Annotated in this window: 23 protein-coding genes; 7 read left to right on the top strand and 16 right to left on the bottom strand. The window is 73.1% G+C overall.

The window, feature by feature from the left end; genetic code table 11:
• The first annotated feature begins 192 nt into the window (after positions 1-192).
• Positions 193-1,158 (top strand): arabinan endo-1,5-alpha-L-arabinosidase, encoded by a 966-nt coding sequence (locus tag ACYQ77_RS17390; RefSeq protein WP_459712472.1) that lies wholly within the window; start codon positions 193-195, stop codon positions 1,156-1,158.
• A 110-nt stretch (positions 1,159-1,268) separates the two neighbouring features.
• Here the strand turns inward: ACYQ77_RS17390 and ACYQ77_RS17385 are convergent, their stop codons facing one another.
• The 6 genes from ACYQ77_RS17385 to ACYQ77_RS17360 are packed head-to-tail and all read right to left on the bottom strand — an operon-like array spanning position 1,269 to position 4,828.
• Positions 1,269-1,682 (bottom strand): VOC family protein, encoded by a 414-nt coding sequence (locus tag ACYQ77_RS17385; RefSeq protein ID WP_459712470.1) that lies wholly within the window; start codon positions 1,680-1,682, stop codon positions 1,269-1,271.
• The gene (locus tag ACYQ77_RS17380; protein ID WP_459712469.1) at positions 1,609-1,995 is read right to left on the bottom strand and encodes a nuclear transport factor 2 family protein; all 387 of its coding nucleotides are present in this window, start codon (positions 1,993-1,995) and stop codon (positions 1,609-1,611) included. The genes ACYQ77_RS17385 and ACYQ77_RS17380 overlap by 74 nt, the downstream gene beginning before the upstream one ends.
• On the bottom strand, positions 1,992-2,453 hold the full coding sequence (locus ACYQ77_RS17375; RefSeq protein ID WP_459712467.1) for a PaaI family thioesterase: 462 nt from the start codon (positions 2,451-2,453) through the stop codon (positions 1,992-1,994). The genes ACYQ77_RS17380 and ACYQ77_RS17375 overlap by 4 nt, the downstream gene beginning before the upstream one ends.
• Positions 2,454-2,460: 7 nt before the next feature.
• The gene (locus tag ACYQ77_RS17370; RefSeq protein ID WP_459712466.1) at positions 2,461-3,012 is read right to left on the bottom strand and encodes a TetR/AcrR family transcriptional regulator; all 552 of its coding nucleotides are present in this window, start codon (positions 3,010-3,012) and stop codon (positions 2,461-2,463) included.
• A 44-nt stretch (positions 3,013-3,056) separates the two neighbouring features.
• Positions 3,057-3,710 (bottom strand): response regulator, encoded by a 654-nt coding sequence (locus ACYQ77_RS17365; RefSeq protein WP_459712464.1) that lies wholly within the window; start codon positions 3,708-3,710, stop codon positions 3,057-3,059.
• A complete protein-coding gene (locus ACYQ77_RS17360) occupies positions 3,707-4,828 on the bottom strand; it encodes a sensor histidine kinase (protein WP_459712462.1) in 1,122 nt (373 codons plus the stop codon). The genes ACYQ77_RS17365 and ACYQ77_RS17360 overlap by 4 nt, the downstream gene beginning before the upstream one ends.
• Before the next feature lie 119 nt (positions 4,829-4,947).
• On the opposite strand from ACYQ77_RS17360, the gene ACYQ77_RS17355 reads away from it, so the two are divergent.
• Positions 4,948-5,931 (top strand): DUF418 domain-containing protein, encoded by a 984-nt coding sequence (locus ACYQ77_RS17355; protein WP_459712460.1) that lies wholly within the window; start codon positions 4,948-4,950, stop codon positions 5,929-5,931.
• A 5-nt stretch (positions 5,932-5,936) separates the two neighbouring features.
• Here ACYQ77_RS17355 and ACYQ77_RS17350 read toward each other — a convergent pair whose 3' ends face one another.
• The 3 genes from ACYQ77_RS17350 to ACYQ77_RS17340 are packed head-to-tail and all read right to left on the bottom strand — an operon-like array spanning position 5,937 to position 8,228.
• Positions 5,937-6,605, bottom strand: a complete 669-nt coding sequence (locus tag ACYQ77_RS17350; RefSeq protein WP_459712459.1) for a winged helix-turn-helix transcriptional regulator — start codon at positions 6,603-6,605, stop codon at positions 5,937-5,939.
• A gap of 4 nt (positions 6,606-6,609) precedes the next feature.
• On the bottom strand, positions 6,610-7,296 hold the full coding sequence (locus ACYQ77_RS17345) for an alpha/beta fold hydrolase (protein WP_459712457.1): 687 nt from the start codon (positions 7,294-7,296) through the stop codon (positions 6,610-6,612).
• Positions 7,293-8,228 carry an LLM class flavin-dependent oxidoreductase gene (locus ACYQ77_RS17340; protein WP_459712455.1) on the bottom strand — a complete coding sequence of 312 codons (936 nt, stop codon included), beginning with the start codon at positions 8,226-8,228 and terminating at the stop codon, positions 7,293-7,295. Before ACYQ77_RS17340 ends, ACYQ77_RS17345 begins: the two co-directional genes overlap by 4 nt.
• Before the next feature lie 96 nt (positions 8,229-8,324).
• Between ACYQ77_RS17340 and ACYQ77_RS17335 the strand changes: the two genes are divergently transcribed.
• Together ACYQ77_RS17335 and ACYQ77_RS17330 are read left to right on the top strand one after the other, a co-directional pair.
• Positions 8,325-8,753: an organic hydroperoxide resistance protein gene (locus tag ACYQ77_RS17335; RefSeq protein WP_459712453.1), complete on the top strand. Its 429-nt coding sequence runs from the start codon at positions 8,325-8,327 to the stop codon at positions 8,751-8,753.
• Positions 8,754-9,112: 359 nt separating this feature from the next.
• Positions 9,113-14,593 (top strand): ATP-binding protein, encoded by a 5,481-nt coding sequence (locus tag ACYQ77_RS17330; protein WP_459712450.1) that lies wholly within the window; start codon positions 9,113-9,115, stop codon positions 14,591-14,593.
• Between the two features lie 29 nt (positions 14,594-14,622).
• Here the strand turns inward: ACYQ77_RS17330 and ACYQ77_RS17325 are convergent, their stop codons facing one another.
• A complete protein-coding gene (locus tag ACYQ77_RS17325; RefSeq protein ID WP_459712449.1) occupies positions 14,623-15,465 on the bottom strand; it encodes a hypothetical protein in 843 nt (280 codons plus the stop codon).
• A 63-nt stretch (positions 15,466-15,528) separates the two neighbouring features.
• Complete coding sequence (locus tag ACYQ77_RS17320) at positions 15,529-16,428, bottom strand: proteasome assembly chaperone family protein (RefSeq protein ID WP_459712448.1); 900 nt, start codon at positions 16,426-16,428, stop codon at positions 15,529-15,531.
• A gap of 160 nt (positions 16,429-16,588) precedes the next feature.
• Between ACYQ77_RS17320 and ACYQ77_RS17315 the strand changes: the two genes are divergently transcribed.
• The gene (locus tag ACYQ77_RS17315; RefSeq protein WP_459712446.1) at positions 16,589-17,737 is read left to right on the top strand and encodes a sialidase family protein; all 1,149 of its coding nucleotides are present in this window, start codon (positions 16,589-16,591) and stop codon (positions 17,735-17,737) included.
• Between the two features lie 226 nt (positions 17,738-17,963).
• Here ACYQ77_RS17315 and ACYQ77_RS17310 read toward each other — a convergent pair whose 3' ends face one another.
• On the bottom strand, positions 17,964-18,947 hold the full coding sequence (locus tag ACYQ77_RS17310) for a helix-turn-helix domain-containing protein (RefSeq protein ID WP_459712445.1): 984 nt from the start codon (positions 18,945-18,947) through the stop codon (positions 17,964-17,966).
• A gap of 237 nt (positions 18,948-19,184) precedes the next feature.
• Between ACYQ77_RS17310 and ACYQ77_RS17305 the strand changes: the two genes are divergently transcribed.
• The gene (locus tag ACYQ77_RS17305; RefSeq protein ID WP_459712443.1) at positions 19,185-19,586 is read left to right on the top strand and encodes a DUF2267 domain-containing protein; all 402 of its coding nucleotides are present in this window, start codon (positions 19,185-19,187) and stop codon (positions 19,584-19,586) included.
• 148 nt (positions 19,587-19,734) lie between these two features.
• On the opposite strand, the gene ACYQ77_RS17300 is transcribed toward ACYQ77_RS17305, so the two are convergent.
• The 3 genes from ACYQ77_RS17300 to ACYQ77_RS17290 all read right to left on the bottom strand — a co-directional run bounded on the left by ACYQ77_RS17300 (position 19,735) and on the right by ACYQ77_RS17290 (position 21,813).
• A complete protein-coding gene (locus tag ACYQ77_RS17300) occupies positions 19,735-20,142 on the bottom strand; it encodes a PRC-barrel domain-containing protein (RefSeq protein ID WP_459712441.1) in 408 nt (135 codons plus the stop codon).
• A 121-nt stretch (positions 20,143-20,263) separates the two neighbouring features.
• Positions 20,264-21,178 (bottom strand): GDSL-type esterase/lipase family protein, encoded by a 915-nt coding sequence (locus ACYQ77_RS17295; RefSeq protein WP_459712439.1) that lies wholly within the window; start codon positions 21,176-21,178, stop codon positions 20,264-20,266.
• A complete protein-coding gene (locus tag ACYQ77_RS17290; RefSeq protein WP_459712438.1) occupies positions 21,175-21,813 on the bottom strand; it encodes a class I SAM-dependent methyltransferase in 639 nt (212 codons plus the stop codon). Before ACYQ77_RS17290 ends, ACYQ77_RS17295 begins: the two co-directional genes overlap by 4 nt.
• Before the next feature lie 164 nt (positions 21,814-21,977).
• Here ACYQ77_RS17290 and ACYQ77_RS17285 point away from each other — a divergent pair, with 164 nt between their 5' ends.
• Positions 21,978-22,841 carry a DUF4349 domain-containing protein gene (locus ACYQ77_RS17285; RefSeq protein ID WP_459712436.1) on the top strand — a complete coding sequence of 288 codons (864 nt, stop codon included), beginning with the start codon at positions 21,978-21,980 and terminating at the stop codon, positions 22,839-22,841.
• 199 nt (positions 22,842-23,040) lie between these two features.
• On the opposite strand, the gene ACYQ77_RS17280 is transcribed toward ACYQ77_RS17285, so the two are convergent.
• Complete coding sequence (locus ACYQ77_RS17280) at positions 23,041-23,547, bottom strand: DivIVA domain-containing protein (protein WP_459712435.1); 507 nt, start codon at positions 23,545-23,547, stop codon at positions 23,041-23,043.
• Between the last annotated feature and the right edge of the window lie 105 nt (positions 23,548-23,652).

Here is a 23,652-nt window from a genome sequence, read left to right as displayed (position 1 = left end):
GAAGAGTTCCGAGCACCCCGTGCGCGCGGTTGCCGGCGGCAAAGCCGCTGCTGGGAGCGCTCCCGAAGTACGTCAGGACGATCTCCACGATGATCACCGCCGGTGACGTCCAGTTGACGAGGTGCGTCCGCCGTTCTACGGTGCGCAAGGCAAGCGCTTTCCCTGTATCTCGAACCCCAGAGGGTGGCAACGATGCCCCGTACCCCGCTCCGCACCGCTGTCATCGCGGTGGCGGTGCTGGTCACCGCGCTCGTCCGGGCGCCGCTCGCGGCCGCCGAGTACCCGTACCCCGGCGCGGTGACCGGGGACGTCGCGGTGCACGACCCGGCCGTGATCAAGGTGGGCGGCGCGTACTTCCTGTTCTCGACCGGCAACGGGATCGAGATCCGCACCTCGACCGACCGGATCGCGTTCCGCCGCGCTGGCTCGGCGTTCCCGGGCGGCGCGCCGTGGGCGCACCCGTTCACCGGTGGCAGCGACACCCTGTGGGCACCCGACGTGTCGTTCCACAATGGACGGTACTACCTGTACTACTCGGCCTCCACGTTCGGCTCCCGCAACTCCGCGATCTTCCTGGCGACGAGCACGACCGCGCAACCGGGCAGCTGGACCGACCACGGCGTCGTCGTGCAGACGAACGACTCGAGCGACCACAACGCGATCGACCCCAACCTGGTGGTGGACCAGTCGGGTGCGTGGTGGCTGACGTACGGCTCGTTCTGGACCGGCGTCAAGATGGTCCGGATCGACCCGGGCACCGGCAAACCGGCGGACGGCACGCGGTACAGCCTCGCCCAGCGCCCGTCGAGTGCGGGCGGCGCGGTCGAGGCGCCGTTCATCGTGTACCGGAGCGGCTATTACTACCTGTTCGTGTCGTTCGACTACTGCTGCCGGGGGACGAGCAGCACGTACCGCGTGATGGTCGGCCGCTCGACGTCGATCACGGGCCCGTACGTCGACCGTGGCGGCGTGCGGCTGACGAGCGGCGGCGGCACGGAGGTCCTCGCCACGCACGGGACCGTGCACGGCCCGGGCCACCAGGCACTGTGGCCGGACGCCGACGGCTGGGTGATGGCCTACCACTACTACACGTCGTCGGGCAGCAGGCTGGGCATCAACCTCGTCGGCTGGAGCAACGGCTGGCCGGCCCTGTACTAGGGGTGCGGATCGTGGCGTTGCGGTGGTGGCAGCGGCCGGGCCTGCCCGCCTCGACGGCGCACGCGGGGCCGGCCCGCGGCCGGATCGACCTCCCTGGCCATCACAACTGGTCACGCCGGGGTGAGGACGCAGAACCGGTTGCCCTCCGAGTCGGCCAGGTCCCTCGCGCCCGTGGGCGTGGCACCCGGTTCCCGCAGGCGCTCGACCAGCCCCGGCCGGTGGGCGAGATCGAGGCGCACCCGGTCGTGCACGGTCCCAGGGTCCGGGACGGCGATGACGTCGAGCGGCACCGCCGCGGGGTCCGGCCAGCCGAACCCGGCGGGCTGGACCGGGGTCGCGCCGGGGCGCTCGCCGGTCACCGCCCAGCCGAGCGCGGCGGCCCGGAACCGGCCGAGTGCCGGGGCGGTCCTGGCCTTGAGGTCACCTGGACCGGCCGCAGCGCCACGCCCGTCAGCCCTCCGCCGCGGCCGCCTGGATCTGGTCGAAGCGCGCGGCCATCCGGCGGGCCAGCGCCTCGGCGGCACGCAGGGGCCGCACCATCACCATCAGCTCGGCGATCTTGCCGTCGCGGTCGTAGCGGAGGAAGTCGGCGCCGGTGACGTCGAGGCCGTCGACCTTCGCCTCGAAGACGAGCACGTGGTCGGCGCCGTCGCGGAGTTCGCGCACGTACCGGAAGTCGGCGAACACCTCGATCACCGCGCGCAGGATCGCCGCGGTGATCGCCTTGCCGGGGTAGGGCCGGTGCGCGACCGGGCTGCGGAACACCACGTCGTCGGCCAGCATCGCCTCGACGGCGGCCAGGTCGCGCGCGTCGACGGCCGCGCGGAAGGTGGTCACGAGCCGGCCTCCGGTCGCATGATGAGGCACGTCGTGGTGCCGTGGGCGATCAGTTTCCCGTGCTCGTCGAGGACCTTGCCCTCCGCGGTCGCGGTGCGGCGGCCCGCGTGGACGACGGTGCCCTCGGCGGTCAGCGTGCGCCCGTCGGTCCGCGCGGTGCGGATGTAGTTCACCTTCAGCTCCAGCGTGGTGTAGCCGACGCCCGGCGGGAGCGTCGTGTGCACGGCGCAGCCCATCACCGAGTCGAGCATCGTCGCGGCGATGCCGCCGTGGACGGTGCCCATCGGGTTGGCGAAGTCCGCGCGGGTCCGCAGCGACACGACGACGCGGCCGTGCTCGACCTCGTCGAACCGCATGCCCAGGAGCCTGCCGATGGTGGGGAAGTCGGCGGGCAGTTCGGTCTGCACCCAGCGGATCTGTTCCAGCCCCGACATGGCGGCGAATTCGACGGTCGACACGGTGTCCTCACTTCCGCAGCGTGTGTGCGAGCAACTCGTTGATCTCCTCGGCCGCGGCGTCCAGCGGGGCGAGGCTTTCCTCCGCGCGGCACATGACCACCGCGCCCTCGACGGCGGCGATCACGAACGTGGCCAGCCTGCGTGCCCGCGCCGCCGGCACGCCGTGCGCGGCGAACGACGTGGCCAGCCCGTCGGTCCAGCGGCCGAACACGCCCGCCGCGAGCCGCGGGGTCTCGCCCGTCACGGTGACCGACACGATGGGGCAGCCGGCCTGGAAGCCGCTGTCGACGAGCCACCGCCGCCACATCGAGAAGAACTTGCCGACCACCGCGCGTGGTTCGTCCGCGGCGATCAGGCCGGCGATGAAGTCCCCGGACAGCGCGACGGCCTCCTCGATCAGCTGGGCCCGCCCGCCGGGGAAGTGGTGGTAGACCGACCCGCGCGGGGCGCCGCTGTGCGCGAGCACGCGGTCGATGCTCGTCGCGGCCGCGCCCTGCTCGCGCAGCAGCTCGGCGGCGCTGCGCACCATCCGCTCGCGGGTGTCGCTCTTGCGTGGCATCGTCCTACCCGTCAGTAACTATGTACTAGGGCATAGTACATAGCTCAGGCGGTCTCGACCACGCCGTTCTCCCACGCCCACGCCGCGATCTCGACGCGGTTGCGCACCCCGAGCTTCGCCTGGATCGCAGCGACGTGGGTCTTGACGGTGCTCAGCGAGATGAACAGCTCGGCGCCGACCTCCTGGTTGGTCCGGCCCCGCGCGATGGCGCGGACGACCTCGGTCTCCCGTTCGGACAGCGGTCGTGCGGACGAAGTCTTCCCGCGCGGGCTCGCGATCAGGTCGCGCAGGAGTCGCAGCGTGATCGACGGCGACACGAGCGCCTCACCGCTGTGCGCGGCCCGCACCGCCTCGACGAGCAGGGCGGGGCCCGCGTCCTTCAGCACGAACCCGACCGCGCCGCCGCGCAGCGCCCCGTACACGTACTCGTCGAGGTCGAACGTCGTCACCACGACCACCCGCAGCGGGTCGCGGACGCCCGGCCCGGCCAGCGCACGGGTGACCTCGACCCCGTCGAGGCGGGGCATGCGGATGTCGACCAGGCACACGTCGGGCCGCAGCCGCCGCGCGAGGTCGACCGCCTCGACGCCGTCCACGGCCTCCGCGACCACCGCCAGGTCGGGCTGGTCCTCCAGGATGAACCGCAGGCCCCTGCGCACCATCGCCTGGTCGTCGGCGAGCAGCACCCGGATGGTCATGCCGGGATCCGCGCCCGCACCGACCAGCCGCCGCCGGGGCGCGGTCCCGCCGACAGGGTGCCGTCGAGCGCCTCGACGCGTTCCCGCAGCCCCGCCAGCCCGTAGCCGGCGCGGTGGTGGCGGGCCGGGGGAGCGGTCGCGTCGTCGGCGACCTCGACGGTCACCGACCGCCCGTCCTGGACGACGTCGACGGTGACCGCCGTCGCGTGCGCGGCGTGGCGCGCGATGTTGGTCAGCGACTCCTGCACCACCCGGTGCACGGTGCTGGTGACCTCCGGGCGCCAGCCGCCGCTCGCGGCCGGCCCGGGCACGCTGAGCCGCACGGGCGGGCCGTGGCGCGTGAACCGGTCGACCAGCTCGCCGAGCGCCTCCGGGCCGGCCGTGGCGGGTGCCGCGTCCTCGGTGTCCCGCAACAAGCCCACCACCCTGCGCATCGCGGCGAGCGCGTCCGTGCTCGCGGTCTCGATGCCCGCGAGCGACTCGTCGAGCGTCTCCGGCCGGCTGCGCAGCGCGATCCGCGCGGCCTGGGTCTCGAGCACGACACCGGTGATGTGGTGGGCGACCACGTCGTGCAGTTCCCGCGCCAGCTCGAGGCGTTCGTCCCTGCGCACCCGGGCGATCGCCGCGTCGCGCAGGTCGTGGCGCACCCGCAGCGCCAGCCCCGCGCCCGCCCCGGCCGCGAGTGCGAGACCGGTCAGCACGGTCACGGGCGGCACCCCGTCGGCGAGGGGGTGGCTGGTGGTCACCAGGCTCGCCGCGGTCACCGCCACGCACGCGGCGCCGACGGTGGCCGCCTGCCGGGGCGGCGCCGTGCGGACCGCCGAGCACACCAGCACCGACAGGCCCAGCGCCGTCGCGGGCCCCGGTTCGCTCGGCAGCCCGGCGACGCGGGCGACCAGCACCGCGACCGCCGCGACCGCGAGCCCCGCGGCCGCCGTCCCGGCCCGGTGCGTGCGGCGGGTCAGCGCGAGCACGCACACCGCCGCTCCGGTGGCCGTGGCGAACGGCCAGTAGCCCGCGCCCCAGCTGTCCGCGATGCGCGCGGCCCAGAACACGAGCACGACGGCCGCCAGGACGGCCAGCCCCACGTCCGCCACGACTCGTCCCCGGTTCCGCACGCCGGTCAGGCTAGGTGATCACCGCCGCGCGGCCGTATCGGTCAAAAGTACGGTCCTGCCACCGGGAACCGTGCTCAGGACCGATGGCGGCGGCGCGGCCGCCGCTCACGATGAGCCGCATGACCTTCTCCGAACGGCGGCGCATCGCCGCCCTCGACGTCGTCCGCGGTGTCGCCCTGTGCGGGATCCTCGTGGCGAACGTCGCGCCGATCGCGAGCGCGGGCGGCCCGGTGGTGGCGGCCGCGCCCGAGGACCCCCGGCCGTGGCTGGGCCTGTTCGTCCACCACCGCTTCTTCCCGATCTTCGCGCTGCTGTTCGGCATCGGGTTCGCGTTGCTGGTGGCGTCCGCGGCCGCCCGCACCGCCCGGCCGCGGCTCGTGCTGCTCCGCAGGCTGGCGGTGCTGCTCGCCGTCGGGCTGGCGCACTTCTTCCTGTTGTGGCAGGGCGACATCCTGTCGACGTACGCGGTGGTCGGCATCGTGGTGCTGCTGCCGTCGACGTGGTTGCCGCGCCAGGCCGTCGCGGCGCTCGCCGCGGCGTTCCTCGCCGTCGCGCTGGCCGTCGGCGACCAGCGGTTCCTGCTGGTCGCCGGCTTGTTCCTGCTGGGCGCGGCCCTGGTCCGGTACGGCGTGGTGGCCAGGATCGAGGAGTCGGCGCTGGTGCCCGCCGTACTGGCGCTGCTGTGCGTGGCGGGTGCGGTGCCGCTGCTGTGGTGGCAGACGGGCCGCGACGCGCAGGTTCCGGTGGTGGCGGCCGGGCTGCTGCTCGCGTGCGCGTACGTCTGCGTGGTGCTGCTGGTGCTGCGCTCGCCTGCGCGGCCCGTGCTGGTGGCGCTGTTCGCGCCGCTGGGCCGGATGGCGCTCACCAACTACCTGACCGCCACGGTCCTCGTGCTCGTGGTGAGCCGGGTGGTCGGCGGCAGACCGGAAGCGTGGGCCACGAGCACGCTGCTGCTGGTGCCCGCCGCGATCCTCGTCGTCCAGTGGGCGTGGTCGGTGCTGTGGCTGCGCCACTTCCGGCAGGGACCGCTGGAGTGGCTGTGGCGCTGGGCGACGTGGGCCCGCAGGCCACCGCTGCGGGTGCGGGAGCGGGCGCTCGCCTGAGCGGCTCAGACGCGGCTGCGCGGGCTCGGCAGGCTGAACAGGCCCGCGAGCCTGCGCAGCGCTTCGGCGTCGCCGGTGGCCGTGGCCTCGCCGCCGGCCAGCGCGTCGGAGAAGGCGAGGCCCGCGCTGGTCAGCCGGAGGAACGCGGCCTCGCCGATCGTGATCGTCGCGTCCGGGTGCTGCGCGGGGCCGTGCAGTGCCTCGAGCGTGCCGTCGTCGACCCGCGCGTGGAAGACCTCGTCGTCGACGTGGAACTCGTAGACCGCACGCAGGCCCGCCGCGGCCGCCGGGTCGAAGCAGGCACGCAGGCCGAGCACGGCCCAGCCGGGGTGGAACGCCTCCGATTCGCGCGGCTCGCCCATCGCCCACTTCAGACCCCACCTAGCGAGCGCCAGCACGGCGGGGCCGAGGTCCTCGCCCGCCTCGGTGAGCGCGTACGCGGGGGTGCGCGCGGGTGGCGGAAGCGTGATCTTGCGGGCGAGGCCCTCGCGTTCCAGGTGCTTCAGCCGGGCGGCGAGCAGCCCGGTGCCCAGGCCGCGCAGGCTGGCCTGCAGGTCACCGAACCGCTTCGGCCCGGTCAGCAGTTCGCGGACCAGCAGCAGCGTCCACCGCTCGCCGACGATGTCGAGGGTGCGGGCGGTGGCGCAGTACTGGTTGTACGTCCGGTGTTCCACTTCATCAGTCTAAACTTCGCGCTTCCTGTTCCTGAACCACGAGCAGCAGCCGGGCGAGCCCTTCGGGGTCGGTCAGCATCACGTCGTGCGCCGCGGCCAGCGACCGGGTCCGGTAGCCGACGGCCGCGCCGAACCGCGCGAACGGGTACGTGGCCGGCTCGCAGTGGATGGCCGTCCCCGGCACGCGGTCGACCGCGCCACGCAGCCGGGTGGGCTCGGTGAACGTGCGCAGCGGCTGCGGGACGAGGCGTTCGGCCAGCCATGCCGCGTCGTCCGGCGCGGTGACCCCGAACGCCGACGGCGGCGGCGCGGGGATCCGCCACCCGTCGCCGCGCGCCTCGGCCGCGGCGCGGACCGTGGCCGCGAAGGGAGCGGGCGCGAGGCTGGTCATGCTCGCCCCGTCACCACCGGCCCACCCGTCCACGAGGACGACGTGGCGGACGGGCCGCGTGTCGGCCACCTCCCGCACGACCAGGCCCGCGTAGCTGTGCCCGACCAGCACGACGTCGTCGGCGGACACCGTGCCGACCGCGGCGGCCACGATCCCGGCGTGGTCGTGCAGCCCGACGTCCGCGACCGCGGACAGGTCCGGGGTGAGCGTGCGCGCACCGGCGGCGTGCAGGAGCGGCGTCACCCGGTCCCAGGCCCACGGGCCGTGCCACGCCCCGTGCACCAGGACGAACGTCGTCATCGGTCCCCCTCCGCGCGCAGCAGCGGCAGGACGCCGCCTGCGAAGGCGTCCAGGTCGGCGTCGTGGTCGTCGGTGGCGAGGCGGATCACGAGGTGCCGGGCACCCGCGGCGACGTAGCCGGCCAGCCAGCCGGCGGCCTGCCGGACGGTGCCGGCGAACAGCGCCTGGATCGTCGCGATGAACTCCAGTGGCGCGTTGTAGTAGCGCTCGATGCTGGTCCGCAGGCGCAGCCGCGCCTTCTCCTCGTCCTCGTCGAGGCAGAGCGTCGCGTACAACGCGGGCGTGACCGGGCGGTCCCGCCCGATGGCCGCCAGCTCCCGCCCGTACGTCGCCGCGTCGGGCGGGTAGGGGAGCCACCCGTCGGCGAGACGGGCCACCCGGGACACGGCAGGCCCGCTCCCCGCGAGCCAGACCGGCGGCCCGCCGGGCCGGTGCGGCGTCGGCGCGAGCCGCACGTCGTCGAAGGCGAAGTGCCTGCCGCGGTGGGTGACCGCGTCGCCGGTCCACAACCGCCGCATCACCTCGACCGACTCCGTCAGCCTGCTGGTCCGGTCGGCGAACCCGACACCGAGCGCGGCGAACTGGGCCCGGGTGGCCGGGTTGGGGAAGCCGCCGCCGAGCCCGGCGACGAGCCGCCCCCGCGCGAGCCGGTCGAGGGTGGCGAGCTGGTGCGCCAGCAGGACGGGGTGCCGCAGCGCGGGCAGCAGGACCGCGGTGCCGAGCGTGATCCGCGTGGTCGCCGCCGCGACGGCGGCCAGCAGCAGGAGCGGGTCGGCGCGCGGCCTGGTCACCGGGCTGTCGCCGGCCCAGACCGAGTCCAGCCCCAGCTCCTCCGCACGGCGCGCCTGCGCGACCAGCCGTGCCGGGTCGTGCTCGCCCAGCACGGCCTGGTCACGGGACGGCAGCAGGTAGCCGACGGCGGGTCGTGGCATGTCTCCTCCTCGGTGTCCTTCTCGAAGATAAAGCATTGACTTCTTCTTTTTGAAGTGTCAAGTTCTACGGCAAGAAGCGACCCTGAGGAGGTTTTCGTGACCAACGCGCTCTACACCGCGCACGCACACGTCGCGGGCGGCAGGAACGGCCGGGCCCGCACGGCCGACGGACGTCTCGACCTGGCACTGCGCCAGCCCAAGGAACTGGGCGGTGACGGCGAGGGCGCGAACCCCGAGCAGCTCTTCGCGATCGGCTACGCGGCCTGCTTCGGCACGGTGCTGTCCATGCTGGGCCGACGCGACCGCCTGCGGGCCGACGACGCGGAGATCGACGCGTCGGCGTCCCTGATCCCCCTGGACGGCGGCCGCTTCGTGCTGAGCGCCGAACTCCGGATCACCCTGCCGTCCCTGACCGGCGAGCAGGCGGCGGCACTCGTCAAGGCGGCACACGAGGTGTGCCCGTACTCCAACGCCACCCGGGGCAACATCGACGTGGCACTGGTGGTCAACGGCGCCAAGCTGTAGCGGGAGCAGCGCCGCGCGCCGGCTCCAGTGAAAATCCACCACCGCCACACCGGCCGGACACCGCACCTGACCGTCGCACGAGCGATGCTCATGCCGGGTCCCGATATCGTTGACCCAGCACCGTTGATCCCCGTCACGTCGCGGTCGCGGTTTGTCGCAGACCTTGCGTCAAACGGCGGCAGCGAGCTGTGGCCAGGCTCGCTTTTTGTAGGGTTCCGACAACACAACGGCCACGGCATGCGCGATGCGGGACATCGGTGTACCCGGCGGTAATCGAGCAGGGTAGAGACAGGTGCAGGCGACGCTCCGGAACCCGGACGTCGCCTGCTGCGCGCGGGGTACTTTGGGAGGCTCAGCCGGTGTTCAGTCGTGTCGCCATCGTCAACCGTGGTGAGGCCGCGATGCGGCTCATCCACGCCGTTCGGGACCTCTCGGCGCAGACCGGGAAGCGGATCGAGACGGTCGCGCTCTACACCGACGCCGACCGCACGGCGACGTTCGTCCGTGAGGCCGACATCGCGTACTCGCTGGGGCCCGCGTCGGCGCGGCCCTACCTCGACCACGCCGTCCTGGAGCGGGCGCTCGTGGCGACCGGGGCCGACGCGGCCTGGGTCGGCTGGGGCTTCGTCGCCGAGGACCCGGCGTTCGCCGAGGTGTGCGAGAAGATCGGCGTCACCTTCGTCGGCCCGAGCGCGGAGGCCATGCGCAAGCTCGGCGACAAGATCGGCGCGAAGCTGATCGCCGAGGAGGTCGGGGTCCCGGTCGCGCCGTGGAGCCGCGGCGAGGTCGCCACTCTGGAAGACGCGCTGCGTGCCGGTGCGGCGATCGGCTACCCGCTGATGCTCAAGGCCACCGCCGGTGGCGGCGGGCGCGGCATCCGCAAGGTCTCCTCCGCCGACGAGCTCGCCGACGCCTACGAGCGCACCAGCCAGGAGGCGCTGCGCGCGTTCGGCTCCGGCGTCGTGTTCCTGGAGCGCCTGGTCACCGGCGCCCGCCACGTCGAGGTCCAGGTGATCTCCGACGGGGAGACGGCGTGGGCGCTCGGCGTGCGCGACTGCTCGGTGCAGCGGCGCAACCAGAAGATCATCGAGGAGTCCGCGTCCCCGGTGCTCGCCCCCGAGCAGGCCGCCGAGCTGAAGGCGTCCGCCGAGCGGCTCGCCGTCGCCGTCGGCTACCGCGGCGCGTGCACCGTCGAGTTCCTGTACCACCCCGGCGAGAAGCTGTTCGCGTTCCTCGAGGTCAACACCCGCCTGCAGGTCGAGCACCCGATCACCGAGATCACCACCGGCACCGACCTGGTGAAGATGCAGCTGCACGTCGCGGGCGGCGGCAAGCTCGAGGGCACGCAGCCCGCCGAGCTCGGCCACGCGATCGAGGCCCGGCTCAACGCCGAGGACCCGGACCGCGACTTCGCCCCGGCGCCCGGCCGCATCGCGCGGCTCGTGCTGCCCGCGGGCCCCGGCATCCGCGTCGACACCGGCGTCAGCGAGGGCGACACGATCCCCGCCGACTTCGACTCGATGATCGCCAAGATCATCGCCTACGGCCGCGACCGCGACGAGGCGCTGGGCCGCCTGCGCCGCGCGATGGCCGAGACCACCGTGATCATCGAGGGCGGCGCGACCAACAAGAGCTTCGTGCTCGACCTGCTCGACCAGCCCGAGGTGATCGACGCGACCGCCGACACCGGCTGGATCGACCGCGTCCGCGAGCAGGGCCGCCTGGTCAGCCACCGCCACTCGGCCGTCGCGCTGGCCGCCGCCGCGATCGAGGCCTACCAGGACGAGGAAGAGGTCAGCGTCCAGCGCCTGCTGTCCACCGCGCACGGCGGGCGCCCGCAGGTGCAGCACGACAGCGGCCGTCCGCTGGACCTGAAGCTGCGCGGCACCAGCTACCGCGTGAGCGTCGCCCGCGCGGGCCAGACCCGGTTCCGCGTCGGCGTCTCCGGCGGCGGTGACGTGCACACCGCCGACGTCGAGGTCGAGCGGTTCGACGAGCACAGCGGCGTGATCGTGGTCAACGGGCACCGCTTCCGGCTGGTGTCCGCCACCCACGGCCCCATCCACCTCGTCGAGGTCGACGGCGTCACCCACCGCATCAGCCGCGACGAGGGCGGTGTCGTCCGCTCGCCCGCGCCCGCGCTGGTGGTGGCGACGCCGCTGTCGGTCGGCGACGAGGTCGAGTCCGGCGCGCCGATCCTCGTGCTGGAGAGCATGAAGATGGAGACGGTGCTGCGTGCGCCGTTCCGCGCGCGGGTCCGCGAGTGCCCGGTGTCGGTGGGCAGCCAGGTCGAGACCGGCGCGCCCCTGATGCGCCTCGAGCCGCTCGCCGAGGAGGGCGCCGAGGCCGAGGCGGCGGGCCCGCAGGAGACCGTCGAGATCGACCTGCCCGCCGAGCCCGTCGGCGTGCCCGCGGCCGTGCGGGTCGAGCGCGGCCTGCAGGACCTGCGCAGCCTCCTGCTCGGCTTCGATGTCGACCCGCACGACAGCAAGCGCGTCCTCGTCGACTACCTGGCCGCGCGCACCGAGCTGGGCGGGCGGCCGCTCGAGGGCGAGCTGGACCTGCTGACCGTGTTCGCCGACCTGTCGGAGCTGTCGCGCAACAAGCCCGCGGGCGAGATCGAGGTCGAGCCGGGCAGCCCCGTGCACAGCCCGCGCGAGTACTTCCACAGCTACCTGCAGAGCCTCGACGTCGAGCGCGCCGGGGTCACCGAGGCGTTCCAGAACCGGCTGAAGCGGGTCCTCGGGTACTACGGCGTCGCCGACCTGGACCGCACGCCGCAGCTGGAAGCCGCCGTGTTCCGGATCTTCCTCGCCCAGCAGCGGATGTCGGCCAACGTGGCGGTCGTGTCGGAGCTGCTGCGGCAGTGGCTCGCCGGTGCGCAGCCGGAGAACGGGCTGCGCGAGGCGGCCGGGCTCACCCTGGAGCACCTGGTCGAGGCCACGCAGGTGCGCTTCCCCGCGGTGTCGGACCTGGCCCGCGGCGTGGTGTTCCGCTGGTTCGCCCAGCCGCTGCTGCGCCGCAACCGCGCGAAGGTCTACGCCGCCGTGCGCGCCGACCTGCGGTACCTGGACCGCAACCCGGACGCACCGGACCGGGCCGAGCGCATCCAGGCCATGCTGGCCGGCTCCCAGCCGCTGGTGCGGCTCATCGGCCAGCGCATCGGCCGCGCGGGCCGCGACCACGCGCCACTGCTCGAGGTGCTGACCCGCCGCTACTACGGCAACCGCAGGCTGTCCGACGTCGCCGTGCACGACGTCGCGGGCCACCGGTTCCTCACCGCCCGGCACAACGGGGTCGACGAGGTGACGCCGCTGGTCACCACCGCCGTCGACATCGCCGCCCTGCCCGACGCCGTCGCCGCGCTCGGCACGTTCGCCGAAGGCCGCGAGGACGGGCTGGTCGCCGACCTGTACCTGCGGTGGGAGGGCCAGCCGGACGTGGACGCGATGGCCGTGCGGTTCGGCGAGATCCTGGGCGGGCACCCGCTGCCCGCGAACGTCGACCGGGTCATCACCACCGTCGCCGGCACCGGCGGCGCGGTCATGCACCACCACTTCACGTTCCGCCGCGACGGCGCGGGCTTCGCCGAGGACCGGCTGATCCGCGGCCTGCACCCGCAGACCGCGCAGCGCCTGCAGCTGCAGCGGCTGCGCGAGTTCGACCTCACCCGGCTGCCGTCGGCCGACGAGGAGATCTACCTGTTCAAGGCCGTCGCGAAGAGCAACCCGGCCGACGAGCGGCTCATCGCGATGGGCCAGATCCGCGACATGACCGCGTTGCGCGAGGCGGACGGCAGGCTGGTCGCGCTGCCCGCGCTGGAGGACGCGGTCACCACGTGCCTCGACGCGATCCGCAACATCCAGGCGCAGCGGCCGCAGAACAAGCGGTTCGACACCAACCGCATCATGATGTACGTCTGGCCGCCGACGGACCTCACCCACGACGAGCTGAACACGCTGGTCCAGCGCATCCAGCCGACCACGGCGGGCGCCGGCCTCGAGGAGGTCCAGTTCCTGGTCCGCGTGCGCACCGGCGAAGGGAAGCTGCACGAGGTCGCCGTGCGGATCACCATCGACCCCGGGCACGGCGCGCGGCTGCACGTCGGCCCGCCGTCGACGGAGCCGGTGCAGCCGGTCGACGACTACCGCCAGAAGGTGCTGCGGGCGGCCCGGCGCGGCAACGTCTACCCGTACGAGCTGACCGACATGCTCGCCGGGCAGGACGGCACGTTCGTCGAGCACGACCTCGACGAGTCCGGCGCGCTCGTGCCCGTCGACCGGCCGAAGGGCAGGAACACGGCGGGGATCGTCGCCGGTGTCGTGACCACGCCGACCGAACGGCACCCCGAAGGCGTCACCCGCGTGCTCCTGCTCGGCGACCCGACCAAGGCACTGGGCGCGCTGGCCGAGCCCGAGTGCGCACGCGTGATCGCGGGGCTCGACCTCGCCGAGCGCATGGGCGTGCCGCTGGAGTGGTTCGCGCTGTCCGCGGGCGCGAAGATCTCGATGTCGTCCGGTGTGGAGAACATGGACTGGGTCGCGGCCGCGCTCAAGCGGATCGTCGAGTTCACCCAGGCGGGCGGCGAGATCAACATCGTGGTCGCGGGCATCACCGTCGGCGCGCAGCCGTACTGGAACGCCGAGGCCACGATGCTCATGCACACCAAGGGCATCCTGGTGATGACGCCGGACTCGGCGATGGTGCTCACCGGCAAGCAGTCGCTGGACTTCTCCGGTGGCGTGTCGGCCGAGGACAACTTCGGCATCGGCGGCTACGACCGGGTCATGGGCCCCAACGGCCAGGCGCAGTACTGGGCGCCGAACCTGCCCGCGGCCCGCGAGGTGCTGATGGCGCACTACGACCACACGTACGTCGTGCCGGGCGAGACGGCGCCGAGGAAGGCGACCACGACCGACCCGGCCCACCGGGACGTGTCGGTGTACCCGCACAACATCGCGGGCAGCGACTTCACCACGGTCGGCCAGATCTTCTCGTCCGAGCACAACCCGGACCGCAAGAAGCCGTTCGACATCCGCACCGTGATGCGCGCGCTGTCCGACCAGGACCACCCGGTGCTGGAGCGCTGGGCGGGCATGGCCGACGCGGACACCGCCGCCGTGCAGGACGTGCACATCGGCGGCTGGCCGGTCTGCCTGATCGGCATCGAGTCGAAGTCGGTGGCGCGCCGCGGGTTCCCGCCCACGGACGGCCCGGACACCTACACCGCGGGCACGCTGTTCCCGCGGTCGTCGAAGAAGACGGCGCGCGCGATCAACGCGGCGTCCGGCAACCGGCCGCTGGTGGTGCTCGCGAACCTGTCCGGCTTCGACGGTTCCCCGGAGTCGATGCGCAAGCTGCAGCTGGAGTACGGCGCGGAGATCGGCAGGGCGATCGTCAACTTCCAGGGCCCGATCGTCTTCTGCGTCATCTCCCGCTACCACGGCGGCGCGTTCGTGGTGTTCTCGAAGGCGCTCAACCCGAACATGACGGTGCTGGCGCTGGAGGGCTCGTTCGCGTCCGTGCTCGGCGGCGCCCCGGCCGCGGCCGTGGTGTTCACCGGCGAGGTCAACAACCGGACCGCGAACGACCCGCGCGTCACCGACCTGCAGGCGCAGGTGGCGGCGGCGAGCGGGGCCGAGCGGGCGGCGCTGAACGCCCGGCTCGCGGAGGTGCAGGCGTCGGTCCGCGCGGAGAAGCTGGGCGAGGTGGCCGCCGAGTTCGACCGGGTGCACAGCATCCAGCGCGCGGTCGAGGTCGGCTCCGTGGACGCGATCATCAGCGCCGCCGAACTGCGGCCGCGGATCATCGAGGCCATCGAACACGGCATGAAGAACTGAGCGAAGCGGTGTGACCCCGGCCGCCGGGGTCACACCGCTTCGGCGAGTTTCGCGTCCTCGGCCGCCGTCGTGTCGCAGTCGGCCGCCCAGTTGCCCAACTGCCTGCAGCGCCGGTCGACCATGCGGTCGAGGAAGCTGTCCGGGTTGTGGGTGCCGGTCGCGGCCGCGGCCTCGAGATCGGTGATCATCACTGTTCGGCTGCCCTGCATGAAGTCGGTGTAGCCGAGGTTGCGCAGGGCGGGCACCACCGCGCCGATGAGCCTCCCGACGCACCCCCGCACCCGCGGCTCCCGGTCACCCTCCCAGATCCCGTACAGCCGCACCGCGAGCGAACGCAGTGCGCCTTCGGTGACGGGGTTGGCCAGGGTCGTCCGCAGCAGTGCGTCGGTCAGCAGCAGCTTGGTCTTCGGGCCGAACGTCGCGTCCCAGCACCCGTCGACGGCGCTCGGCCAGTGCAGCGAGTGGCACGGGCTGAGCCGCTCGGCGTTGCGGCACAACAGTTCGGCGGCCACCAGCCGCGCGTTGGGACTGCTCGACCGCAACGCGGCGTCGATGACGAGCACCGCCGTCTCGGGCGCGACCCGGTTGTCGTCCGCCGTGCCCGGCCACAGGTCCACCAGCAGCGCGACCGCCAGGTCGGCGTGGTCGAGCCGGGTGAGCGCGAGCAGCCCGGACGCGACCGCCGCCGGATCAGCCGGGTGCTGGTCCGTGCCGGAGAACAGCGCACCCGCCCGCATGGCCGCGTCCAGCTTCAGCCGGGCGTGCTCGTCCTGGTGCTCCCGCCACGACCGCCGGTTGGCCTGGCGGTTCATGAAGTAGCCGAGCGCGGCCACCGCCACCGTGGCCGCCGCGGTGATCAACGCCGCTTCCATCGGTATCCCTTTCGTCGCCCCCTGTCGGAAGGGTCGGCGGTGGATCCGATGGTGTGACGCCCGTCAGATGTCGCGCTGCTGCTCGGCCAGGAAGCGTTCCAGTTCCTCGGCGAGCTCGTCCGCGCTCGGCACCTCGTCGCCCTCGGCGATCAGCAGGTTCTGCGAGGAGCTCACGAACGCGTCGTACTGGCGCTCCAGGGCCTCGACGACCTGCGCGACCTCGTCGGACTCCGCGACCTGCTTGGCGATCTCGGCGTCGGTGCGCTTCGCCGCCTCCCGCAGCTCGCCCGCCTTCACGGCCAGCCCGGTGGCCTTCATCACCGCTTCCAGCAGGCCGAGCGCGGCGGTCGGGTAGGTGCCCTGCGCGAGGTAGTGGGGGACGTACGCGGCGAACCCCATGGCGTCGTGGCCGGCCTCGCCGAGGCGCAGCTCGATCAGCGCCGACAGGTGCCCCGGCACCTGCACCGTGTTGAACGGGGACCTGTCCGTGACCAGCTCCGGCCGCGTGGCGTGGGAGATCACCGACAGCTTCCGCGTGTGGGGGACACCCATCGGGATGCCGTGGAAACCGACCGTGAGCCGCACGCCCCACCGCTCGACGAGCGTGCGCACCGCGGCCGCGACGGCTTCCCAGCGCCGGTCCGGCTCGGGGCCGGTCAGCAGCAGGAACGGGGTGCCGATCGCGTCGTACAGCAGGTGCACGACCAGCTCGGGGGCGTCGTAGTGCGCCCAGCGGTCGGTGGTGTACGTCATCGTGGGGCGGCGGGCCCGGTAGTCGATCAGGTCGTCGACGTCGAACCGCGCGACCACCCGGTGCTCGTGCGTCGCCAGCAGGTGCTCGACCAGTGCCGACCCGGCCGAACCGGCGTCCATGAAGCCGTCGAAGTGGTGCAGCAGCACCGCTCCGGTCAGGTCCGGGACGTCCGAGTCGACCTCGTACAGATCCTCGGGGTCCAACGACACGTCGTGCCTCCCAATCGATCGTCCTTGTGAGTGACAACGTAGGTCGGCCGCCGGGAATTCCCGGTGCGGGGCACGTTCGCCGTCAGCGAGAAGGAGCCCGGTACCTGGTACGTTCCTCCGGCAAGTACCCAACGAGTCCGTGCGGTCGGGGGATGGTCGGATGCGGTACCGGCGTGTGGTCGTGCTCGTCGCGCTGGCGGTGCTCGCCGGGCTGACGAGCGTGCCCGCGAGCGCGGCGGGAGAACGGCAGCTGCTCTACCCGGAAGGCGCGAGCTACCCGCGCGTCATCCGCCTCGAGCACAGCGGCGCGGCGAACGGCCGCGTGCTGGCCTCGGTGGGCCGGGTCGACGGCAGCGGCCGGGGCGTCATCATGGAGAGCACCGACGGGGGCGCCACGTTCGAGCACGTCGGCACCGTCACCGACCCGGAGGGCGCGAACGGCCGGGGCATGTGCTGCGGCACCCTGTTCGAGCTGCCCACCCAGGTGGGCGACATGCCTGCCGGCACGCTGCTGTGGGGTGCCACGGTGGGCTACAAGGTGCCGGAAGCGCAGCGGCACACCAAGCAGCGGCTGTGGATCAGCCGGGACATCGGCCGCACGTGGACGTTCCGGTCCGACGTGTACACCTCGCCCAACCAGTACAACGGCTGGGAGCTCGACTTCTCCGTGTCCGCCGACGGCAGGCTCGTCGCCCACTTCTCCGACGAGTCGGACAAGCCGGCGCACGACCAGAAGCTGGTCCGCGTCCGGTCCGTGGACGGTGTCACGTGGACCGACTACACGGAGACGGTGACGAACCCGGACTTCTACGTGCGGCCGGGCATGGCGGGGGTGCGGAAACTGCCGGACGGCAGGTACTTCCTCGTGTACGAGGTCTGCAACCTCGACGAGCCGATGTGCAGCGTCTACTTCCGGGTCTCGGCGGACGGCTGGGACTACGGCCTCCCGCTCGACCTGGGTACCAGCGTGCGCACCGCCGACGGCAAGTGGGTGCGGCACACGCCGACGATCACGGTCGCGCCGACGGGCACGATCGTGCTGGCCGCCGAGATGCTCGTGGACGCCGACGGCGGCAAGGCCGAGGGCAACGGGAAGACGTTGCTGGTCAACGAGAACGGCGGCGCGGGGCCGTGGCGGGAGATCCCGGCGCCGGTCGAGGTCCCGTCGCCGGACAACCACGGGTGCATGAACTTCAGCCCGTCGCTGCTGGCCGCGCCCGACGGCCGGAGCGTTCTCGAGGTGGCCACCGATCTCGTCGACGGCGTGTGCCACGCGTTCCACGCGACCGGGCCGATCCCGCCCGCGTGATCGCCGTTGCGTCGAAGCGGCGTCGTTTCGTTTTCCGGCCGACTTCGCGGCTGGGCGGGGACGGGCGATGTTCGTCTGGTGTGCTGCCCGCCCGCCTGCCCGCGGCGCAGACTGGTGTCGTGCTCGGCGGGTGCCTCTGCACCGGCGACCAAGACCCCGTCGCCGCCCTGGAGGCAGGCTTCCGGCGGTCCCCCTCACAGCCGCCTGGGAGCCTGCCCCGGGGACGTCACGGGGCGTCCCTGAGCAAGGTCTGGTAGGGCGAGCAGCCGTAGACCTCCCGGTAGTACCCGGCGAAACGGCCCGGGTGGAAGAACCCCCAGCGCGCGGCCACCTCGGTGACCGTGACCCGCGACGTCGGGTCCGCGGCCAGCAGCTCCTGGTGGGCCTGCCGCAACCGGACGAGGCGGACGTAGCCCATGGGCGTGGTGGCGCGATGACGGCGGAAGGCGTGCTGCAGCGCGCGGGCGGTGACGTTGGCCGCCGCCGCGATGTCCGCGACCGTGATCTCCTCGTTGGCGTTGTCGTCGATGAACGCGATCGCCCTGCGCAGCGTGCGGGGGTGGGAGTCGTGGCGGTCCTCGATGGTCGGTTCGAGCACGGCGGTGTTGGGGAAGGTCGCCAGCACGGCCGCGCACAGCATCTCCCCGGACGTGCTCGCCACGAGCGGTTCGGCCATCACCTCCGGGCGTTCCCGCAGCGCGTCGACGAGGTGGTCGACCGTCGCGGCGAGGTGCCCCGCCGCCTGCCTGCTGTGCGGCCGCAGGTCCGTGAACCGGACCGGCACGTCCTCGTCGATCGCGGCCACCCGGTCGAGCAGCGGGAACGGCAGCGCCGTGGCCTCGATGACGCCGTCGGTCCACCGCACGCGGTACGGCATGCCGTCCTGACCCGTGGAGGCGATGTACAGCTCCCCGGGCCCGATCCGGTGTTCGTGCTGCGCCGACCGGTAGTCCACGACCATGCCCCTCGGGCGCAGCAGGTACAGGCTCGTGGGCGGCTCGACGACGTTGATCTCCAGGTCGTCGGTCTGCGCGGCCATGCCGACGGAGAACGTCGACGTCGTCAACTGGGTGAAGCGGAACGCGTAGCCGACCCGGCGGCCGGTCATCCGCATGGTCGTGCCGTAGAGCTGGGTCAGGTACTCGCCCGCGTGGTCGTAGTCGGTGGTCTGGAACCGCACGTGCTGGGGTGGCGCGGACGAGGTGGTCATCGTCGACAACTCCTGGACACGGCTGACTACCCGCGCCGGGAGTCCCGACGCCGGCACCGGCTCGGCAGGTAGCGTGCGCCTGCCGGGCACGAAATGGTCCCCTTCCTGGGCACAACCACCCGGCTGGAGCACACCGGACGGCCAGGATCACACCATCGGGTGACAGTCGTGGGTGACGCGACGTGTCGTCCCCGGCGTCAGCGGGTACGCCCCCGCATCGCACGGAAGGAGACCGCGATGCGGGAGCACGAGATCGTGACGGCCGTCCGCGACCTGCCGGGGCTGGCGGACACCGACCACGCCACCGACGCCACGCACGCGACGCTGGCGGTCCTCGGCGAGCGGCTGGCGGGCGACGAGCCGAAGAACCTGGCCGCCGAGCTGCCCGAGGGGATCGCCGAGGCGCTGCCCGCCACGGGCCGCGGCGCGACGTTCGGCGTCGAGGAGTTCTACCGGCGCGTCGCGGAGGAGGAAGGCAGGGGCTGCACGCCGGACGGCGCGCGGGAGCACGCGCGGGCGGTGGTCGCCGCGCTGAAGGCCGGGCTGTCCGACGACGAGTTCGCCGGCCTCGCCCGGCAGCTGCCGGAGGACTACCGCGCCGACCTGCTGACGACCGCACCGCTGGACGAGCGCCGGTAGCCGTCCGTCACTCGGAAGGCCGTCACCGGAACGGCGTCACCGGAAGGCCGTCACTGGAACGGCGTCATCGGAAGGCCGTCATCGGAAGGCCGTCACCGGAAGGCCGTCACCGGAACGGCGTCACTGGAACGGTGTCACTGGAACGGTGTCACCGGAACGGGAAGCCCGGCGCCCGGTAGCCGGCGTGCCAGTACGGGAGCATGCCGTAGTGGTCGTACAGCCCGGCCACGGTGTCCTGCCGGAGCACCAGGTCCGGGTCGTACACCGGCCCGGACGCGACGTGGTCGCGATCGGTGTCGACGTGCACCACCTCGTCGACCGACGTCACCGCGTCGACCGGCACCAGCACCTGCTGCTTGCCCAGCCCGAGGAACCCGCCGGAGCCGACCTGCAACAGCCGGACGCGCCGCTCCGCCTCGTCGATGACCAGGTCGTCGACCACGCCGAGTTCCTCGCCGCCCCGGTCGACCACGGTCTTGCCGCGCACGTCGTCGTGCGCGTCGGCAGGGGTCAGATCGGTGTCGGCGAGCCGCACCAGCGCGACGCTCGCACCCATGACAACTCCTCTCCGAGTCATCCCACCGGGTACCACCCCGTCGAGTGCACGGAAACTTCCGACTGTTACCACCCCCGCCACGGCCCTGCGCTCGGCGAGCTGACCACGGTCGCGTTCAACGTCAGCGTCCCGCGACCGCGAGGACGGCGTCGGCGATGGCCCGGTGGCCCTCGGGCGTCGGGTGGACGTCGGTCAGGTCGCAGAAGTACGTCAGCGCGCACACCTTCGCGACCGGGGTGGGGATCGAGCCGTACTCGGGGTCCTGCGTGAGGTCGGTGAGGGACCCGTAGCCGCCGGTCGTGGCGGTGACGTCGACGAACTCGGCGCCCACCTTCGCGTACTCGGTCCGCAGCGCGGTGTTGAAGAAGTCGCGGAACAGGGGGACCGACATGCGGGCGAGGTCCTGGCCGTTCGGGAACTCCGGCGACACCCACGCGCCGAGGAAGACATCCGGGTACGTCAGGCCGACGATCGGCGCGTCGCCCGCCGCCTCGCGCAGGACGGGCAGGATCGACGCCAGGTTGGCCGCCACGTCCGTCACCGCCTCCGACGCGCACGCGAGCGCCTCCGACGCCGTCTCCCGCACGCACGGGGCGAGGTCGTTGCCGCCGATCACCACCGTCACCAGGCCGACCCGGCCCTCGTGCTCGCGCAGTGCGGCGACCGCGGCGTCGAGCTGGGTGCGGCCCGCCGGGTCGGGTGCGCCCGCCGCGCGGTTCGGTGGCGGGCACCCGGGCGACGAGCGCAGCTGGCCCGACGTGGCGCCACTGCACGCGACGTTGACCAGCCGCATCCCGGACCGCGCCGCGACCAGGTCGGCGAAACCGTCCCTGCCGGCGCCGGCCGGGGCGCCGCCGGTCGCGGGCCGCCACCCCGTGGCGTAGGAGTCGCCCAGCGACACGTACACCTGGCCGGTGGGTGGGGTGGACGTCGGGGTGGTGGTCGACGGCGGCGGGGGAGCCGGTGCGGGTTCCGCCGTGCAGGCGGTGAGGACCACCAGCAGCGCCACCACCAGCACCGGTCGCCGGACCGTCACGTGTCGCCTCCTGCGGGTTTCGTCGCCGCCAGTCGTTCCACCGTGCCCGCCTTGAGCCGTTCCTGCCGCCGGATCACGAACCCGGCCCGCTCGACCACCGGCAGCGGCCTGCGGGTCTGGTGGTCACCGATGGTACGCACGGTCATCCGCTCCAGCAGCCACTGTCCGAAGTAGACAACGCGGCGGTGGCTGCCGACGTGGTCGAGCAGCAGCAGTGTCCCCTGTGGACGGAGCACCCGGTACATCTCGTCGATGGCGGCGCGTTCGTCCGGGAAACCGCACAGCCCCAGCGTGCACACGACGGTGTCGAACGAGGCGTCCGCGAACGGCAGGTCCTGCGCGTCGCCCTCCCGCAGGTCGATCTCCCGGCCGAGCTCCGCCGCCCTGGCACGGGCCTGCGCAAGCATGACCGGGCTGAAGTCGAGGCCCGTCAGGCGCACCTCCGCCGGGTAGAACGGCAGGTTCCGCCCGGTGCCGACGGCCACCTCGAGCACGTCGCCCGTCGCCTGCGAGCACACCCACTGCCGCCCGTCGCCGAACTGGACGCGCTCGAAGAACCCGATGTCCTTGTCGTACCTCGGCGCGTACCTGTCCCACTTCGCACGCAACCGATCACTGTCCGTGCCACCGCTCATCGCGTTCTCCCTCCTCGGGGCCACCATCGCACCGGAACCTGTGCGCGGTCCACCGGGGATCGAAGCCGACTCGTGACCGTTCCCCGGCAACGGGCCGGCGGCCGTCGTCCGTCCTCCCGTCACCAACGACTCGGGGAGGACATGTGAAGCACGGAATCGTCGGCGTGGCAGCGCTGTTGGGCATCGCCGCCGCACTGGTCACGGCGTGCACGGCCGGTTCAGGGACGTCGGCGGACAGTGCGGGGGCGGGCCCGGCGTACGAGGCGTCCGGTGGTGGCGCGGGGGAGCCGCGGGCGGCCGAGACAGCCGAGCAGCCGGCCGCCACCGCGAAGAAGGAGGAGGTCAGCCAGCCCGGCGTGGACCGGAAGCTGGTGCGCACCGCGACGGTGGAGCTGGTGGCCGCCGACGTCGTCGCGACCGTCGACCGTGCACGGGACATCGCGGTCCGCGAGAACGGCTACGCCGGCCGCGAACAGGTGCGGGACACGTCCGCGACGCTCACCCTGCACATCCCGTCCGACCGCTTCGACCAGGCGCTGGACGCGTTGTCGGCGCTGGGCGAGGTCGTCTCGCGCGAGCAGTCCGCCGAGGACGTGACGGAGGAGGTGGTCGACCTCGACAGCCGCGTCGCCACCCAGCGCGCCAGCGTCGACCGGGTCCGCGCACTGCTGGCGAAGGCGAACACGGTGGACGAGATCGTGCGGATCGAGCAGGAGGTCACCGCGCGCGAGGCCGAGCTCGAGTCGCTGCAGCAGCGCAGCCAGGCGCTGGCGGGCCAGGTGGCCATGTCGACGGTGACGCTCAGCATCGGCAAGACCGCCGCGAAACCCGCGCCCGCGCCGGAGCCGGAGGAGCGTGGTTTCCTCGCCGGCCTGTCGGCGGGCTGGGACGCGTTCCTCGGCGCCGGTGGCGTGACGTTGCAGGTGATCGGCGCGGTGCTGCCGTTCCTGCTCGTGCTCGGGATCCCGGCCGCGCTGGTGCTCCGCTGGTGGCGCAGGCGCCGCACGCCGGTGGCCCAGCAGCCGTGACGGCCGGCCGACGTCGGCGTGCACCGGCGCTTCGCTCAGGAACATCACCGCGAAGCACGTGGCCGGCACTATCACGATCCCGCGACGAGGACGCCCCACGTCCTGGTACGCCGGACCGAACCGGCGTGGGCCGGCGCGGTGAACTCGTCGTCGAGCGCGGACGTCTCCGGTGCCGTGCCTGGTGGGCCCAGGCGCTCCGCTAGCGGCCGCTGTCCAGGGCCTGTGCTATCTCGTACAACTGGGACGCCTCCGCGGACAGGGCGTCGCGGAGGTGGGCGATGCGGTTGCTCGCCTCCGCGACGGCCGCGGCCAGTTCGCGGTCGCCCACGGCGTGGGCGGGCCCGACGCCGACGATCTGCCGGGACGCGTTGGCCACCAGGCGGAACGCCTCCGCGCGGGCCTCCTCGACCACGCGTTGTGCCGCCGCACGGGCGCCGTCGACGATCTCGTTCGCCCTGCGGCGGGCGTCGGCGATGATCTGGTCCGCCAGGGCGCGGTGTTCGCCCGTGGTGGCGAGGCGGTCGGCGCGCATCGCGTAGGAGTCCAGCAGCTGCTGTTTCTCGACCAGGGCGCGGTGGAGGGCGACCATGGCCTCTTCGACGCGGTCGAGGAACTCGTCGACCTGTGTCTCGTCGTAGCCGCGGCGGAACACCGGCGCGTGATCGAAGACGACGTCGCGAACTTCGTCGGGCGTCAGCTCGCTCATGCCTCGCACCACTCCGTTCACCGTCGGACGTGTGCGGATCGCACGACCCGCGGGTCGGCGGCAACGATACGGCGACCGGCCCCCGCGTCCCAGCGGTTGCCGCGC

It is taken from the genome of Actinophytocola sp. KF-1, from assembly GCF_054661535.1.
Note: the sequence above shows the minus strand (reverse complement) of the source record. Positions and strands in the feature narration are given on the sequence as shown.

Coding starts and splice junctions, on each gene's coding strand:
- ACYQ77_RS17365 (WP_459712464.1), bottom strand. CDS start 3,710: ATGACCATCCGGGTGCTGCTCGCCGACGACCAGGCGATGGTGCGCAGG.
- ACYQ77_RS17305 (WP_459712443.1), top strand. CDS start 19,185: ATGCGGGAGCACGAGATCGTGACGGCCGTCCGCGACCTGCCGGGGCTG.
- ACYQ77_RS17390 (WP_459712472.1), top strand. CDS start 193: ATGCCCCGTACCCCGCTCCGCACCGCTGTCATCGCGGTGGCGGTGCTG.
- ACYQ77_RS17340 (WP_459712455.1), bottom strand. CDS start 8,228: ATGCCACGACCCGCCGTCGGCTACCTGCTGCCGTCCCGTGACCAGGCC.
- ACYQ77_RS17345 (WP_459712457.1), bottom strand. CDS start 7,296: ATGACGACGTTCGTCCTGGTGCACGGGGCGTGGCACGGCCCGTGGGCC.
- ACYQ77_RS17315 (WP_459712446.1), top strand. CDS start 16,589: ATGCGGTACCGGCGTGTGGTCGTGCTCGTCGCGCTGGCGGTGCTCGCC.
- ACYQ77_RS17355 (WP_459712460.1), top strand. CDS start 4,948: ATGACCTTCTCCGAACGGCGGCGCATCGCCGCCCTCGACGTCGTCCGC.
- ACYQ77_RS17280 (WP_459712435.1), bottom strand. CDS start 23,547: ATGAGCGAGCTGACGCCCGACGAAGTTCGCGACGTCGTCTTCGATCAC.
- ACYQ77_RS17300 (WP_459712441.1), bottom strand. CDS start 20,142: ATGGGTGCGAGCGTCGCGCTGGTGCGGCTCGCCGACACCGATCTGACC.
- ACYQ77_RS17325 (WP_459712449.1), bottom strand. CDS start 15,465: ATGGAAGCGGCGTTGATCACCGCGGCGGCCACGGTGGCGGTGGCCGCG.
- ACYQ77_RS17290 (WP_459712438.1), bottom strand. CDS start 21,813: ATGAGCGGTGGCACGGACAGTGATCGGTTGCGTGCGAAGTGGGACAGG.
- ACYQ77_RS17310 (WP_459712445.1), bottom strand. CDS start 18,947: ATGACCACCTCGTCCGCGCCACCCCAGCACGTGCGGTTCCAGACCACC.
- ACYQ77_RS17370 (WP_459712466.1), bottom strand. CDS start 3,012: ATGCCACGCAAGAGCGACACCCGCGAGCGGATGGTGCGCAGCGCCGCC.